This is a genomic window from Thioclava sp. F34-6, assembly GCF_002213235.1.
In the GTDB taxonomy this organism is placed as follows: domain Bacteria; phylum Pseudomonadota; class Alphaproteobacteria; order Rhodobacterales; family Rhodobacteraceae; genus Thioclava; species Thioclava nitratireducens.
Window position 1 is genome coordinate 217123 of sequence record NZ_NBOA01000002.1, and the last position, 13913, is coordinate 231035.

The window sequence follows — 13913 nt, forward strand, 5'->3', positions numbered from 1 at the left end:
GATGACCGATGAGACCCGTCCCGGCCCGCGCCCCACCTCTCCAAATCCGCCAACGCGGAGCCGCGCGGGCTTCGTTCTGGCCCTTGCAGGGCTCGTGCTGATGCTGGCCGGGGCCAGTGCGCCGTCGCCCTTCTACCCGGTGCTGCAGGCGCAGATCGGCTTTTCCTCGGCGATGATGACGGGAATCTTCGCGATCTATGCCGGGGCTCTTCTGGTGACCTTGCTGGTCTTCGGGCGGCTCTCCGACCACCTCGGGCGGCGGCCCGTCCTTTCAGTGGGGTTCGTTCTGCTGGCGGTCGGGATGCTCGAATTCCTCCGGGCCGATACGGCCACGACGCTGCTAATGGCGCGGGTGTTGCAAGGATTGGCGAGCGGTCTGCTGATCTCGACGCTGAGCGCGAGTTCGACCGATCACGAGCCGCCGGCGCGGCCCGGACTGGCGGCGGTCTGGAATGCAGTTGCGCCCTTGGCGGGGCTGGCACTCGGCGCGCTCGCGGGTGGGGCATTGCTGGCCTATGTGCCCGCGCCGCGTTTGGTGACCTTCCTTGGACTTGCTCTGGTCTATGCCGTGCTGGCGCTGCTGGTCTGGCTGCCGCCGGAGACCGCGCCGCGCCATGCGGGGACGCTCGCCTCGCTGCGCCCGCAGGTCTCGGTCCCGCCGCATATTCGCGCAGCGTTCCGGCGGGGCGCGCCTGCCGTCGTGGCGGGGTGGGGGACCGGCTCGCTGTTCCTGTCGCTGGGCGCGCCCATCGTGGCGCAGGTCTTCGAGGTTCACACAGCGCTGGCGCAGGGCGCGATCGTGGCGCTTTTGGCGGCGACCGGAGCGGCCTCGTGCTATGCGACGCGCAATCTGGCGCCACGCCGGATTGCGCTTCTGGGCACGGACGGGTTGGTGCTGGGCACGCTGCTTTCGCTGGCGGCGCTGATGACGGAGAGTTTTCCGCTCTATATCGCGAGCGTCATTCTCGCCGGGATCGGGTTCGGCACCTGCTTCGCGGGGGTGTTACGTTCGCTTGCGCCGCTGGCTGCGCCGGATGAGCGTGGCGGCCTGTTCGCGGCACTGTTCACACTGGCATATTCGGCCTTCGGGGTGCCTGCGGTGCTCGCAGGGCTGGCGGTGCCGGAACTGGGACTGCGGCTGACGACCGAGATTTATGGCGCGGTCATAATCGCGCTCGCGCTCGGGGCGGGGCTGATGCGCAGGCAGGCGGAGCCGGCGTGAGGCCGGCGCTGGTCTTTGCGTTTCGGGAGGAGTTTCGGTTTAGGCCGAAAGCCCCTTCGCGCCCATGTCGAGGAACTTCTTGCGCCGGGCCTTGATGAGATCGGCGGCCTTCTTGCCCTCCAGCTCGGCCAGCATCAGCGAGATTTCAGAGCCGACCGAAGCGATGGTCGCCTTGGGGTCGCGCTGTGCGCCGCCCATCGGCTCCGAGATGATGCGGTCGATCACGCCAAGCTTCTTGAGATCTTGCGCAGTCAGGCGCAGCGCCTCGGCGGCTTCGCGCATCTTCTCGGCATCCTTCCAGAGGATCGAGGCGCAGCCCTCCGGGGAGATCACCGAATAGACGGAATGTTCCAACATCGCGACACGGTCGCCGGTGGCGAAGGCCACGGCGCCGCCCGAGCCGCCCTCGCCGATGATGACCGAGATCAGCGGAACGCCGATCTGCAGGCATTTCTCGGTCGAGCGGGCGATGGCTTCGGACTGGCCGCGCTCTTCCGCGCCCTTGCCGGGATAGGCGCCGGGCGTGTCAATCAGGGCGACGACGGGCAGTCCGAAGCGGGCGGCCATGTCCATCAGGCGGATCGCCTTGCGGTAGCCCTCGGGGCGGGCCATGCCGAAGTTGCGCTCGATGCGGCTCGCGGTGTCGTTGCCCTTCTCGTGGCCGATCACCATCACCGGCTTGTCGCCGAGACGCGCAAGGCCGCCCATCACCGCATGGTCGTCGGCGAAGTTGCGATCGCCTGCGAGCGGCGTGTATTCGGTGAAGAGCTGGTCGATATAGTCCTTGCAATGCGGCCGGTCGGGATGGCGCGCGACCTGGCATTTCCGCCAGGGCGACAGATCCTTGTAGAGATCGCGCAGCATCGTCTCGGCCTTCTTGTCGAGGGCCGACGCTTCCTTGTCGACATCCATCTCTTCGCTTTGCCGGGCCAGCGCGCGCAGCTCTTCGGCTTTGCCTTCGATTTCTGCCAGCGGCTTTTCGAATTCGAGATAGGTCATGGATCACTCCGCATCCGGAAACTCGGGCCCTTAATGTCTTCAACGCTCGGGAATTGCAACTGGGTGGCGCATGGGTAGCCTATCGCAGATGTGCGGGTGGCGGGAGCCTGCTAGATAGGCGGGCCCGCGCGGAGTGCTAAACTGCTCGAGGCGAGGCCCGGTTAGCTTTCAAGGAAGGGTGCGATGGCCTACGAGGTCGAGATACGGACGCTGCCGCCGGTGCGGTTGGCGGGTTTGGCGCATACCGGACCCTATCCTGCGGTGGCGCCGGTGTTCCGGAGGCTCGTTTCGCTGATTCCCGAGCCGTCTTGGGCGGAGGTCGAGCATCCGGCGATGATCGGGCATGACAATCCGCGCACGGTCCCGGCGGAGGATCTGCGTTCGCATGCCTGTTTCATAGTGGGCGAGGGGTTCGTGATCTTCCCGCCTCTCGAGGAAATCCGCTATCCCGCAGGGAGATATGCGATCCTGACGATCGCAGGGCCCTATGACCAGTTGCCCGAGGCGTACCGCTGGCTGGCGCAGGAGTGGTATCCCGCGTCGGGCGAAGCGCCGCGCGGTCTCGATCGCTACGAGGTCTATCTGAACGATCCCTTCGAGCCGAAGCCCGGAAATCTGCTGACGGAGATTCGTTTGCCGCTCAAGGACTGAGCGGTGGCGGTCTGTCACGGGGCGGTCGCACGGGGCTGTTAAGAAAGGTTACGCGGCGAGAGTGCCCGATTCCAGAAAACGGAAACGCCCCGGCACGGGGCCAGGGCGCTCCTTTTCCCTCATGCGGCCGGGCCTCCCCTCCCAACCGCTCCGGGATTCGATAACTATATCGCGATTCGTTCGCGCGCGGCTTAATCTTTAATCATTTCAGCTTGTCTTACAATCACTTCAGCTTGTTTGATCGACGCTATGTCAACGAGACGGCCTTTGTAAACCGTCGCGCCTTCCCCGCGTGCCTTGGCTTCTTCCATCGCTGCGAGGATTTCGCGCGCCTCGGTGACCGCCTCATCTGACGGCGTAAAGACCTCATTTGCAAGGGAAATTTGTTTGGGGTGGATCGCCCATTTGCCGACCATGCCCAGAGTCGCCGAGCGGAGCGCCTGCGCGCGGAACCCGTCATCGTCGGAAAAATCGCCAAACGGGCCATCGACGGGCAGAATCCCGTGCGTGCGGCAGGCGGCGACAATCGCGGCCTGTGCCCAGTGCCACGGGTCGGACCAATGCTTCTCGCCGTTGCGCAGCATGTAGTAGTTTTCCTGCGTCCCGCCGATGCCGGTGGTCTGCATGCCCATCGAGGCGGCGAAGTCGGCCGCGCCGAGGCTCATCGCCTGCAGACGCGAAGAAGATGCAGCGATTTCCTCGACATGCGCGAGACCGGCGGCGCTTTCGATGATGACTTCGAGCGAGATTTTCTTGCTGCGGCCCTTCGCGGTTTCGATCGCCGTGACCAGCGCATCGACCGCATAGACATCCGCCGCACAGCCGACTTTCGGGATCATGATCTGGTCTATGCGCTCGGAACCTTCTTCGAGCAATTCGACCACGTCGCGATACCAGTAGGGGGTGTCGAGACCGTTGATGCGCACCGAGAGGTACTTGTTGCCCCAGTCGATCTCGTGGCTGGCCTGAATGATGTTGCGCCGCGCCTGCGCCTTGTCATCGGGGGCGACCGAATCCTCGAGGTCGAGATTGATCACATCGGCGGCGGAAGCGGCCATTTTCGGGAAGAGCTTGGTGTTCGAGCCGGGGCCGAAGAGCTGGCAGCGGTTCGGGCGGGCAGGGGGCGTAGGTTGAACGCGGAAGCTCATGAAGCGGCCTTTCGCAATGAAGTTACGTTTTTTGTTGCGGATTGGGTATATTGTTGCGCGGACGCATGCAAGGCGATTTTGCAGGCGCAGAATCGAGGCCGCACTGCAGCATCCGATGCGCCTCGAAATCCGCGTGATGCACGAAATTGCGTCGCGATGGCGCTTTTATCGAAGGATCTTCCGTTTTTGCGTGAATATTGCACGGAAATCCCCAAGAAATTTTTGCGTCGCGTCCTAATATCATCGACAAACAAAGACAAAACACAGGGAGACCCGCATGTCGCTGATCGACACCCCTTATCTGCTGTTTCTGGGCGATGCCCACGATCCATTGGCCGCGAAGGTGGCGCAGGGGATCAAGGACTGGCGGCCTGAATACGCCATCGGCCAGTACCGGATGGAGGGATGCCAAGCCGACATGGGCATCCCCGATCTGGATATCAAAGAGGCGGTCGCGAAGGGTTGCAAGACGCTGGTGATCGGCGTTGCCAACCGCGGCGGCGTGATTTCGCAGGCTTGGAAGAAAGTGCTCGTCGAGGCGCTGGAGGAAGGGCTCGACCTCGCGTCGGGGTTGCACAACCTGCTGCGCGACGAACCCGATCTGGTCGCCGTGGCCGATGCCTGCGGGCGTCAGTTGCATGACGTGCGCATTCCGGCGGTGAAATATCCGATCGCGAATGGCGAGAAGCGCACCGGCAAACGCTGCCTCGCCGTGGGCACCGATTGCTCGGCGGGCAAGATGTATACCGCGCTTTGCATGGAGCGCGAGATGCGCGACCGCGGCATGAAGGCCAGCTTCCGCGCCACCGGGCAGACCGGGATCCTGATCACCGGCGACGGGGTGCCGCTCGATGCGGTGATCGCGGATTTCATGGCTGGCTCGGTCGAATACCTGACACCTGACAACGATCCCGACCATTGGGACTTGATCGAAGGGCAGGGGAGCCTGTTCCACGTCTCCTATTCGGGCGTGACGATGGCGCTGATCCATGGCGGTCAGCCCGATGCGCTGATCCTCGCCCACGAGCCGACGCGCACCCATATGCGCGGGCTGCCGGGCTACAAACTGCCCTCGCTGCAAGAGCTCAGCGACATGGCGCTCGCGCTGGCGAAGGTCGCCAATCCCGCCTGTCAGGTGGTCGGCATCTCGGTCAATACCCAGAAGATGGGGGAAGACGAGGCCAAGGCCTATCTGGCCAAAGTCGAGGAGGAAATGGGCCTGCCCGCGACCGACCCGTTCCGCTTCGGCGCGGGCAAGCTGGTGGACGCGCTCGCCGCGATCTGATTGTCTCGCCTGTGACACCCGCCGGATGCCTCCGGCGGGGATATTCTGACCAAGTCGAAGGGGGCGCGGATGATCCGGGTAAGCCATGATACGTTCAAGCTGGCGCAGGTCTTCACTATCGCGCGCGGCTCGCGCACCGAGGCGCATGTACTGAGCGTGACCATAGAGCGCGACGGCAAGATCGGGCGCGGCGAATGCGTGCCCTATGCGCGCTACGGCGAAAGTCTCGACAGTGTGACGGCGCAGATCGAGAGCCTGCCCGAGGGGATCAGCCGCGCCGAGTTGCAGGATGCGCTGCCCGCCGGTGCCGCGCGCAACGCGGTGGATTGCGCGCTGTGGGACTGGGAAGCCAAGAAGAAGGGCGTGCCGGTCTGGGAGCTTGCGGGGCTGGAAAAGCCAGAACCGCAGGTCACGGCCTACACGCTCTCGCTCGACACGCCCGACAAGATGCGCGCGGCGGCGGCCGAACATGCGCACCGTCCGCTGTTGAAGATCAAGCTCGGCACTCCCGAGGATATGCCACGTCTGCGCGCGGTACGCGAGGGCGCCCCGGAGGCGAAGATCATCGTCGACGCGAACGAGGGCTGGGAGATGGAAACCTTCCTCGACATTCAGGGCGAGTTGAAAAAGCTGGGTGTCGCCCTTGTGGAGCAACCTCTGCCCGCGGCGGGGGACGAGGCGCTCTCGGAAATCGAGCGTCTGGTGCCGATCTGTGCAGATGAGAGCTGCCACACGCGCGACGGGCTTCTCAACCTCCGCGGTAAGTATGACGTCATCAACATCAAGCTCGACAAGACCGGCGGGCTGACCGAGGCGCTTCGGTTGCGGGCGCTGGCTCGCGCCGAGGGGTTCAAGGTCATGGTGGGCTGCATGGTCGGGTCGAGCCTCGCGATGGCTCCGGCGATGCTGGTCGCGCAGGGCGCGGATTACGTCGATCTTGACGGCCCGCTGCTTCTGGCCGAAGACCGCGACGTGCCGCTGCGTTACAAGGGCAGCGTGGTCGAGCCGCCGGAGCCGGAACTCTGGGGCTGAGTTTGCAAGGAGCGAGAACATGAGCCGGATCGTCTATCTCAACGGAGAGTATATGCCCGAGGAAGAGGCCAAGGTTTCGGTCTTCGACCGGGGCTTCGTCATGGGCGATGCGGTCTATGAAGTGACCTCCGTTCTGGATGGCAAGATCCTAGAATTCGAAGGTCACATGAACCGGCTCGCCCGCTCGTTGGCGGAGCTGGAAATGACGTGCGATCTGACCCGCGACGAATGGATCGAGATCCATCGCGAACTGGTCAAGCGTAACGATCTCGAAGAAGGGATGATCTACCTCCAGGTCAGCCGCGGCAATGCGGGCGATCGCGATTTCCACTACCCGCCAGAGGGCACGCCCCCGACCGTGGTGCTGTATACGCAGTCGAAGCCGAACCTCGCCGACGATCCCAAGGCGAAAGAGGGCATCAAGGTGATCTCGCTGCCCGACCTGCGCTGGCATCGCCGCGACATCAAGACGGTGCAGCTTCTGTACCCTTCCATGGCGAAGATGGCGGCCGAGAAGGCGGGCAAGAATGATGCGTGGTTCGTGGAAGATGGCTTCGTCACCGAAGGCTCGTCGAACAACGTCTATATCGTCAAGGACAACAAGATCATCACGCGGCACCTGAGCCACGACATACTGCACGGGATCACCCGCGCCTCGCTGCTGAAATACGCCGCCGAAGCGCAGATGGAGATCGAGGAGCGTCCCTTCACCATCGAGGAAGCGCAGGCAGCGGACGAAGCCTTCTTCACCTCGGCTTCGGCCTTCGTGATGCCGGTGGTCGAGATCGACGGCGAGACGGTGGGCGAGGGCGTGGTCGGTCCGGTCGCGGTGCGACTGCGCGAGATCTATCTCGACGAGAGCCGCAAGGCCGCGATCTGATCCGCGCCGAGGCGCAACTTCCTGTAGTTAAAAAGAAAAGACCCCGGCCAGCCCAACCGGGGTCTTTTCCTGTCATGCGGGCGGTGTCTCTCAGGCCGCCGCATGAGCGCGGAATTGGAAGGCGTCGGGCGCGAGTTGCTCTGGCGCGACGCCGGTGATGACGAGCTCGGCCCGGCCGTCGATCACGACCAGCGTGCCTTCGGCGCAGGTGCGGAAGGTGATGTCGTCGTGGCGCGGCGCAGCGCCGGTGAAGTCGAGGGCGATCGCGTCTCCCGGCTCGAACCCGTCGATCCGCGGGAGCGGTTCGGGACCCGCGGCAGGCGCAGGGTTTTCTTTTGCGTGGGCGCCGGCCTGTTGGTTCGAATGCGCCAGCAAGGTTTCGATGCGCGACATCACGGCAGCGTCGAGGTCTTCCGAGGCTTCGGGCGTCTGGTCCGACCGGGCGCCATGCGACGGGTCAGCGGCGATCGCTGCAGCGGCAGAGGCGACGCGAACCTGACGCTGGCGCGGCAGACCCTCGGCCCAGCCGAGAAGGCATAACGCGATGGTGGTGGCGATGAACAAGGCGAGCATGGTTTCTCCTGAACTTGCCCTGATCGTCGCGATATTTGATCGCTTGCGCAAAAGCTTTGTGACGCCGAGACCGCTCCATTGTTCAGATGTCGTTAACCATCGGCCGGCATGGCGCGGATTGGTGCCGTGTCCCGGGACGGTCGGATTTCGGGCGCTTTACCAAAACGGAAAGAGGCCGCGTGGTCGGCGGCCTCCGATACGATTCGAGTGGCGGTCAGGCGTAGCTCGGCTGGCCGTAATTGATCCCGTCGGTGGCGTAGATCGCGCCGCCCGCCGCCTTCAGCGCAGCATATTCGACATCCTTGAGCGTCGCGACCGTCTGGCCGTTGATCGAGACGATGGAATCGGTGCCGCTTTGCGAGACGGTGAAGTCGGAGATCTGCGCGAGGTCGTCGACCTCGATGCCGAGATACTCGCCGGGTGCGGCCATGATCGGGTCGGTCTGTCCGAAATCGGTCACCGTCACCGGCGCATCGCCCTCGTTCCAGTCGACCCCGAACAAATCCGACCCGGTGCCCCCGATCATCGTGTCGCCGTCATCGCCGTTCAGGTAGTCGTTGTTGGCGCCGCCATCGAGCAGGTCGGGGGCACCGTCCAGATCGCTGGCATAGAGTCCGTCATCGCCATAGCCGCCATACAGCGCGTTAGCCCCTTCCGCATCGAAGAGGTAGTCAGCGCCGAGGTTGCCGCGCAGCGTGTCGTCGCCCTGGCGCTCACGAAAGCGTCAATGGAATGTGATCAAAATGTGGCTGCACATGCGTCTGGCTGAAACAATGCGCCCCTGCAGTCGTCACTGTCGCCGATTACAGTCCGCTCTGCGCCAGAACACGGGTCAGAATCGGCGCAAGGCGGTCCGCCCACGCCGCCTGCTGCTCCGGCGTCGCGATCAGGTCGTTGCGCAGCTCGATCAAAACGTTCGGGCGGCGATGCGCCAGCGCGTGACGGTCGATCGAGTCACCCTCAAGATGCCCAAGATAGGGCTGGTTGTCGCCCACGCAGAGATCACCCTCGGCCTCGAGGGCCGCGATCATCTCATAGGCGAGGCGCGGATCGGCCGGAGCGTGCAGGATGCCGACATCCCACGGCCGGGGCGGGCGCCCGCGCAGGCGAGGGGTGAAGGAGTGGACGGCACAGATCACCGTATCCTCGCGCCGCGCCGCGAGCCGGGCATATTCCGCATGATAAGGACGGTAGAGCCGGTCCAGTCGCCGCTCGACCTCCGCCGCGTCGGCATGGCGGTTCGCGGGGACGATCGTGCCGTCATATAGCTTCATCACCAGCGTGGGGTCATCTTCGCCGCGGTTCGGGTCGATCACCAGCCGCGAGAAGTCGCTGGCAATCATCGGCGAGTCGAGCCGCTCCGCCAGTGCCTCCGACAGCCCCAGCGCGCCGACGTCATAGGCTATGTGTCGCGCCATATCCTCGGCGTCGATGCCCAGGTCGCCACCGCCCACCCAGCCGGGCACGGTGTTGCGCGCATGATCGCACGTGACCAGCCAGCGTCCAGTGCGTGCCTCTCCCGTGATCGAATAGGGCTGTTTTTCGTTCATCTTCTCTTCACGCTTGCTCGATATGGCTCAGATAACGGGAAAGATTGCGCCACGCCAGTTGCGGCCCGGGGCAAATTGCGCCATACGCTTACTTGGCCCACGAAATGACATCAATTTGAACGGAAAACGAGGACGCATGAGACGCCTTCGCAACGTGAAGATCGTGGCTACGCTGGGCCCTTCTTCGTCGGATTATGACAGCATCAAAGCTCTGTTCGTTGCAGGCGCGGACGTGTTCCGCCTGAACATGAGCCACGGCAGCCACGAGGAACATCGCGCCCGCCACGCCATCATCCGCCAACTCGAAGCAGAGTTTGGCCGCCCGATCGCGATCCTCGCGGATCTGCAGGGCCCGAAACTGCGCGTCGGCACTTTCGCCGCGCATGGCGCCGAGCTAGAGGACGGCGACAAGTTCCGCTTCGATCTCGACGAGACGCCTGGCGCGACGCACCGTGTCTGCCTCCCGCACCCCGAGATTTTTCAGGCGCTCGAGCCGGGCTCGGAACTGCTGGTGAATGACGGCAAGATCCGCCTCGTGGTCGACGAATGCGGCGATGATTTCGCCAATTGCACCGTCACCGTGGGCGGCACGATTTCGGACCGCAAGGGCGTGAACGTCCCCGACGTGGTGCTGCCGCTGGCCGCGCTCTCGGAGAAGGATCGCAAGGATCTGGAATTCGCTTGCGAGATGGGTGTCGACTGGCTCGCGCTGAGCTTCGTGCAGCGTCCCGAGGACGTGCAAGAAGCGCGCGAACTGGCCAAGGGCCGTGCGGCGATCCTGTCGAAGATCGAGAAGCCTTCGGCGGTCCGCTGCTTCGACGATATCCTCAAGGTCTCGGACGGGATCATGGTGGCGCGCGGCGATCTGGGCGTGGAACTTCCGGTGCAGGCCGTTCCGCCGATCCAGAAGCAGCTGATCCGCAAGTGTCGCACCTGGGCGAAGCCGGTGATCGTGGCGACGCAGATGCTTGAATCGATGATCGAGAGCCCGATGCCGACCCGCGCGGAGGTCTCTGACGTCGCGACCGCGATCTACGAGGGCGCGGATGCGGTGATGCTCAGCGCGGAATCCGCTGCAGGCAACTACCCGGTCGAAGCGGTCGAGACGATGAACAACGTCGCGATCTCGGTCGAGAAGGACCCGACCTATCGCGAGGTGATCGAGGCGTCGCGCCATGCGGCCCGCCAGACCGTCGCGGACGGGATCGTGGCCGCCGCCCGCGAGATCGCGGAAACCACGGATATCGCCGCGATCTGCGCCTACACCCAATCGGGCCAGACCGTCGGGCTGATCGCGCGGGAGCGTCCGCGTGTGCCGATCATCGCGCTGTCGCCGATCGAGGCGACGCTGCGCCGGGTCTCGCTGACTTGGGGCGTGCATGCCGTGCCGTGTGGCGAGCTGGAGCGGTTCAAGCAGGCCGTGGTCAACGCGGCCCGTGCCGCGCGCGATTTCGGCTTCGCCGACGAGACCCAGCAGATCGTGGTCACCGCCGGTGTGCCCTTCAACGTGCAGGGCACCACGAACATCCTGCGCGTCGCGCCCTGTGATGAGCGATTGATTTACCGCACCGACCCTGAGTAACCTTTCCCGAAAGGGGTGGTGACAAGGGCACAGGCGATGGATCTTTCTTCGATCGATACCGATCTCCTGCTGACGATCGGGCTGGCGATCGCGATCTTCGCGATCCCGGCCGCGATCTCCGCCTTCTCCGATGGCCGCCCCCCGCGGGCGGCCACCGTCGGAATCGTGGTGGCGGGCGCGCTGATCGTGATCGCCTTCTACGCCCGTCCGGGTGGCTACACGCTCAGGATGGTGCCCGAAGCGGTGGCGCGTACATTGGCCCGCGTGGTCAATCGCTAATACGGTCCCCGGTGCCTTCGACCGATCCGGATTTTTCCCTTGCCAAACCGCCCTGCGGCGTCTAACAGGCCCTCTCTGAACCCGCGCGGCCGGCCTATGTGGCATGCCGAGTCGCGCTTCCACACCCTGCAAAGGAGCTGTAAATGCCCAAGATGAAGACGAAATCCGCTGCCAAGAAGCGGTTCAAGTTCACCGCGACCGGCAAGGTCAAGGTCGGTCCGGCCGGCAAGCGTCACGGCATGATCAAACGCTCGACGAAATTCATCCGCGAAACCTCGGGCACCATGGTGCTCAGCGAGCCGGATACGAAGATCGTCAAGAAATACATGCCCTACAACCGCTGAATTCGGGAGACTTGAACAATGGCACGCGTCAAATCCGGTAAGGTCACCCACGCCGCGCACAAGAAAGTGCTCAAGAAGGCGAAAGGTTACTATTCCTCGCGCTCGCGCAACTTCCGCACTGCGACCCAGGCGGTCGACAAGGCGAACCAATACGCGACCCGCGACCGTAAAGCCCGTAAGCGCAATTTCCGCGCGCTTTGGATCCAGCGTATCAACGCCGCCGTGCGCGCCGTCGATGCCGATCTGAGCTACTCGAAGTTCATCTTCGGCCTGAGCAAGGCCGGGATCGAAGTGGACCGCAAGGTTCTCGCCGATCTCGCCGTGCACGAGCCGGAAGCTTTCGGCGCGATCGTCGAGCAGGCGAAAGCCGCCGCCGCCGCGTAATCGGCTGACGATAGAATTCGGGAAGGGCCGCTCCGTTTGGGGCGGCCTTTTTCGTTTCGAGTGGATGACCGGTCGGGGAGGGGCTCTGCCCCCCGCTCCTTCGGAGCCCCCCCGGATATTTGGATCAAGAGGAAGAAAAACGCCCGGCTCGGACCCATCATCGGGCGGCAGGCCGGGCGCTTCCCCTTGAGCGGTCATCGGCGTCCCCGCCTGTACCGCATCTCCGAGTGAACGCGATTCCAGTTAATGAACCGCTAACCTTCCTCTTGATGGAAATATCCCGGGGGTGAATGGCGAAGCCAGAGGGGGCAGCGCCCCCATCCGCCCTTTGCCTGCAAGCGCGAGGTTGCAAAGGCGCGCCGGCGCGGCTAACCCGTCACCGAGGCAAATTCCCGGGGAATGATATGCAAGAGCTTCGCGATAAATACCTGAACGCCGTGGCCGATGTGACCGACGAGGCCGCGCTGGAAGAGATCCGTCTGGCCGCCTTGGGCAAGAAGGGCGAGATCAGCCTGAAGATGCGTGAGCTGGGCAAGATGACCCCGGAGGAGCGCCAGACCACGGGCAAGGCGCTCAACGTGTTGAAGGACGAGATCGACGCGGCGCTGCGCGCGAAGAAGGCGGCGCTGGCGGATGCGGCGCTCGATGCGCGGCTGCGCGAGGAATGGCTGGATGTGACGCTGCCGGGCCGTCCGCGGCGGCAGGGCACCATTCACCCGGTCTCTCAGGTGATGGACGAGGTCACCGCGATCTTCGCCGATATGGGCTTTGCGGTCGCCGAAGGTCCGCAGATCGAAGACGACTGGCACAATTTCGACGCGCTCAACATCGCGCCCGAACACCCCGCGCGGCAGGAGCATGACACGTTCTTCATGCATCGCGACGAGGGTGACGACCGCCCGCCGCATGTGCTGCGCACCCATACCTCGCCGGTGCAGATTCGCGCGATGCTGGAGCAGGGCGCGCCGATCCGGGTGATCGCGCCGGGCCGTGTCTACCGTATGGACATGGACCAGACCCACACGCCGATGTTCCATCAGGTCGAAGGTCTGGCGATCGGCAAGGACATCTCGATGGCGAACCTGAAATGGGTGCTGGAAGAATTCTGCAAGGCCTTCTTCGAGGTGGACGGCGTCGAGCTGCGTTTCCGCGCCTCGCATTTCCCCTTCACGGAGCCCTCGGCCGAGGTCGATATCCGCTGCTCGTGGGAGGGCGGCAGCCTAAAGATCGGCGAGGGCAACGACTGGATGGAGATCCTGGGCTCGGGGATGGTGCATCCGAAAGTGCTCGAATCCGCCGGGATCGACCCGAACGAGTGGCAGGGCTTCGCCTTCGGCATCGGGATCGACCGCCTCGCGATGCTGAAATACGGCATCCCGGATCTGCGGGCGTTCTTCGAGAGCGACCTGCGCTGGCTGAAGCATTACGGGTTCAGCGCGCTGGATCTGCCGACGGTGGCAGGTGGGTTGAGTCGGTGATTACTGAACGCAAGTTGAATGATTTGCTGCGGAAAGTTCAGCTTGCGCCAGAAGAACGTCTGAAGTCACGGTCGGTGTGTTTCGAAAACCTCTTCCCAGGTGAAGACCCGGACACGAAATGGGTGGACCTCGCCGAAAGTGACGCTTCTGCGCTCCGCGCAGCGGTTCGACTTGGCTTGCTTTTCGAGACTTTTCATAATTGGCAGCCGGAATGGCCTGATGAATTCTGTCCAGACGGGGGCGATTACATCGTGACACTCTCTGGATTGGGCACCGAGCGACTGCTTCGTTTGAACGAAGCTTGGTGCAAGCGAGCTTTGTCCAATGTGATTGCGAATATTCCCACGATCATCGTTGCAGTGGCGATTGCGGTTTTCTCAGCCTGGGCGCTCAAATATCTAGGGCCTTCTTCTAGCTCAAATAGTTCACCGGTCTCGTCGTCAAGTAAAGAAACCAGATCAGAATGAACTGATTTCCGCTTCACCCCGCTTCCCCCAACCCCAAAA

At 63.8% G+C, this 13913-nt stretch carries 16 protein-coding genes; 11 read left to right on the top strand and 5 right to left on the bottom strand.

Annotated elements, in window-relative coordinates; translation table 11 throughout:
- Position 1: 1 nt before the first annotated feature.
- Positions 2-1222: an MFS transporter gene (locus tag B6V72_RS04280; protein WP_088727373.1), complete on the top strand. Its 1221-nt coding sequence runs from the start codon at positions 2-4 to the stop codon at positions 1220-1222.
- 39 nt (positions 1223-1261) lie between these two features.
- On the opposite strand, the gene B6V72_RS04285 is transcribed toward B6V72_RS04280, so the two are convergent.
- The gene (locus B6V72_RS04285) at positions 1262-2221 is read right to left on the bottom strand and encodes an acetyl-CoA carboxylase carboxyltransferase subunit alpha (protein ID WP_075773973.1); all 960 of its coding nucleotides are present in this window, start codon (positions 2219-2221) and stop codon (positions 1262-1264) included.
- Between the two features lie 183 nt (positions 2222-2404).
- On the opposite strand from B6V72_RS04285, the gene B6V72_RS04290 reads away from it, so the two are divergent.
- A complete protein-coding gene (locus tag B6V72_RS04290) occupies positions 2405-2872 on the top strand; it encodes a GyrI-like domain-containing protein (RefSeq protein WP_088734814.1) in 468 nt (155 codons plus the stop codon).
- Between the two features lie 191 nt (positions 2873-3063).
- On the opposite strand, the gene B6V72_RS04295 is transcribed toward B6V72_RS04290, so the two are convergent.
- The gene (locus B6V72_RS04295) at positions 3064-4020 is read right to left on the bottom strand and encodes an L-malyl-CoA/beta-methylmalyl-CoA lyase (protein WP_075773975.1); all 957 of its coding nucleotides are present in this window, start codon (positions 4018-4020) and stop codon (positions 3064-3066) included.
- A gap of 283 nt (positions 4021-4303) precedes the next feature.
- Between B6V72_RS04295 and dgcN the strand changes: the two genes are divergently transcribed.
- From dgcN to B6V72_RS04310, 3 genes are all read left to right on the top strand, one after another.
- Positions 4304-5305 carry an N-acetyltransferase DgcN gene (dgcN, locus tag B6V72_RS04300; RefSeq protein ID WP_088719763.1) on the top strand — a complete coding sequence of 334 codons (1002 nt, stop codon included), beginning with the start codon at positions 4304-4306 and terminating at the stop codon, positions 5303-5305.
- A 69-nt stretch (positions 5306-5374) separates the two neighbouring features.
- Entirely contained in the window at positions 5375-6337 is a 963-nt protein-coding gene (gene dgcA / locus B6V72_RS04305; protein WP_075773976.1) for an N-acetyl-D-Glu racemase DgcA, read from the top strand.
- A gap of 19 nt (positions 6338-6356) precedes the next feature.
- Entirely contained in the window at positions 6357-7217 is an 861-nt protein-coding gene (locus B6V72_RS04310; protein WP_075773977.1) for a D-amino-acid transaminase, read from the top strand.
- Between the two features lie 90 nt (positions 7218-7307).
- On the opposite strand, the gene B6V72_RS04315 is transcribed toward B6V72_RS04310, so the two are convergent.
- The 3 genes from B6V72_RS04315 to B6V72_RS04325 all read right to left on the bottom strand — a co-directional run bounded on the left by B6V72_RS04315 (position 7308) and on the right by B6V72_RS04325 (position 9340).
- The gene (locus tag B6V72_RS04315) at positions 7308-7790 is read right to left on the bottom strand and encodes a hypothetical protein (protein WP_088734816.1); all 483 of its coding nucleotides are present in this window, start codon (positions 7788-7790) and stop codon (positions 7308-7310) included.
- 214 nt (positions 7791-8004) lie between these two features.
- Positions 8005-8316 (bottom strand): hypothetical protein, encoded by a 312-nt coding sequence (locus B6V72_RS04320; RefSeq protein ID WP_088734818.1) that lies wholly within the window; start codon positions 8314-8316, stop codon positions 8005-8007.
- 277 nt (positions 8317-8593) lie between these two features.
- The gene (locus B6V72_RS04325) at positions 8594-9340 is read right to left on the bottom strand and encodes an N-formylglutamate amidohydrolase (RefSeq protein WP_088722313.1); all 747 of its coding nucleotides are present in this window, start codon (positions 9338-9340) and stop codon (positions 8594-8596) included.
- A 136-nt stretch (positions 9341-9476) separates the two neighbouring features.
- On the opposite strand from B6V72_RS04325, the gene pyk reads away from it, so the two are divergent.
- The 6 genes from pyk (at position 9477) to B6V72_RS18935 (ending at position 13874) form a co-directional block, all read left to right on the top strand.
- On the top strand, positions 9477-10922 hold the full coding sequence (pyk, locus tag B6V72_RS04330; protein ID WP_075773982.1) for a pyruvate kinase: 1446 nt from the start codon (positions 9477-9479) through the stop codon (positions 10920-10922).
- A gap of 36 nt (positions 10923-10958) precedes the next feature.
- Positions 10959-11201 (top strand): hypothetical protein, encoded by a 243-nt coding sequence (locus B6V72_RS04335; RefSeq protein ID WP_233242991.1) that lies wholly within the window; start codon positions 10959-10961, stop codon positions 11199-11201.
- 143 nt (positions 11202-11344) lie between these two features.
- Positions 11345-11545 carry a 50S ribosomal protein L35 gene (gene rpmI, locus B6V72_RS04340; protein ID WP_075773983.1) on the top strand — a complete coding sequence of 67 codons (201 nt, stop codon included), beginning with the start codon at positions 11345-11347 and terminating at the stop codon, positions 11543-11545.
- An 18-nt stretch (positions 11546-11563) separates the two neighbouring features.
- The gene (rplT, locus tag B6V72_RS04345; RefSeq protein WP_075773984.1) at positions 11564-11929 is read left to right on the top strand and encodes a 50S ribosomal protein L20; all 366 of its coding nucleotides are present in this window, start codon (positions 11564-11566) and stop codon (positions 11927-11929) included.
- Between the two features lie 404 nt (positions 11930-12333).
- The gene (gene pheS, locus B6V72_RS04350; protein ID WP_088734820.1) at positions 12334-13407 is read left to right on the top strand and encodes a phenylalanine--tRNA ligase subunit alpha; all 1074 of its coding nucleotides are present in this window, start codon (positions 12334-12336) and stop codon (positions 13405-13407) included.
- Positions 13404-13874 carry a hypothetical protein gene (locus B6V72_RS18935; RefSeq protein ID WP_146696166.1) on the top strand — a complete coding sequence of 157 codons (471 nt, stop codon included), beginning with the start codon at positions 13404-13406 and terminating at the stop codon, positions 13872-13874. The genes pheS and B6V72_RS18935 overlap by 4 nt, the downstream gene beginning before the upstream one ends.
- Positions 13875-13913 lie beyond the last annotated feature (39 nt).

What these genes read in the sequence shown, in the direction of transcription:
- B6V72_RS04280 (WP_088727373.1), top strand. Translation starts at nt 2, where the DNA reads ATGACCGATGAGACCCGTCCCGGCCCGCGCCCCACCTCTCCAAATCCG.
- B6V72_RS04285 (WP_075773973.1), bottom strand. Translation starts at nt 2,221, where the DNA reads ATGACCTATCTCGAATTCGAAAAGCCGCTGGCAGAAATCGAAGGCAAA.
- B6V72_RS04290 (WP_088734814.1), top strand. Translation starts at nt 2,405, where the DNA reads ATGGCCTACGAGGTCGAGATACGGACGCTGCCGCCGGTGCGGTTGGCG.
- B6V72_RS04295 (WP_075773975.1), bottom strand. Translation starts at nt 4,020, where the DNA reads ATGAGCTTCCGCGTTCAACCTACGCCCCCTGCCCGCCCGAACCGCTGC.
- dgcA (WP_075773976.1), top strand. Translation starts at nt 5,375, where the DNA reads ATGATCCGGGTAAGCCATGATACGTTCAAGCTGGCGCAGGTCTTCACT.
- B6V72_RS04310 (WP_075773977.1), top strand. Translation starts at nt 6,357, where the DNA reads ATGAGCCGGATCGTCTATCTCAACGGAGAGTATATGCCCGAGGAAGAG.
- B6V72_RS04315 (WP_088734816.1), bottom strand. Translation starts at nt 7,790, where the DNA reads ATGCTCGCCTTGTTCATCGCCACCACCATCGCGTTATGCCTTCTCGGC.
- B6V72_RS04320 (WP_088734818.1), bottom strand. Translation starts at nt 8,316, where the DNA reads ATGATCGGGGGCACCGGGTCGGATTTGTTCGGGGTCGACTGGAACGAG.
- B6V72_RS04325 (WP_088722313.1), bottom strand. Translation starts at nt 9,340, where the DNA reads ATGAACGAAAAACAGCCCTATTCGATCACGGGAGAGGCACGCACTGGA.
- pyk (WP_075773982.1), top strand. Translation starts at nt 9,477, where the DNA reads ATGAGACGCCTTCGCAACGTGAAGATCGTGGCTACGCTGGGCCCTTCT.
- B6V72_RS04335 (WP_233242991.1), top strand. Translation starts at nt 10,959, where the DNA reads ATGGATCTTTCTTCGATCGATACCGATCTCCTGCTGACGATCGGGCTG.
- rpmI (WP_075773983.1), top strand. Translation starts at nt 11,345, where the DNA reads ATGCCCAAGATGAAGACGAAATCCGCTGCCAAGAAGCGGTTCAAGTTC.
- rplT (WP_075773984.1), top strand. Translation starts at nt 11,564, where the DNA reads ATGGCACGCGTCAAATCCGGTAAGGTCACCCACGCCGCGCACAAGAAA.
- pheS (WP_088734820.1), top strand. Translation starts at nt 12,334, where the DNA reads ATGCAAGAGCTTCGCGATAAATACCTGAACGCCGTGGCCGATGTGACC.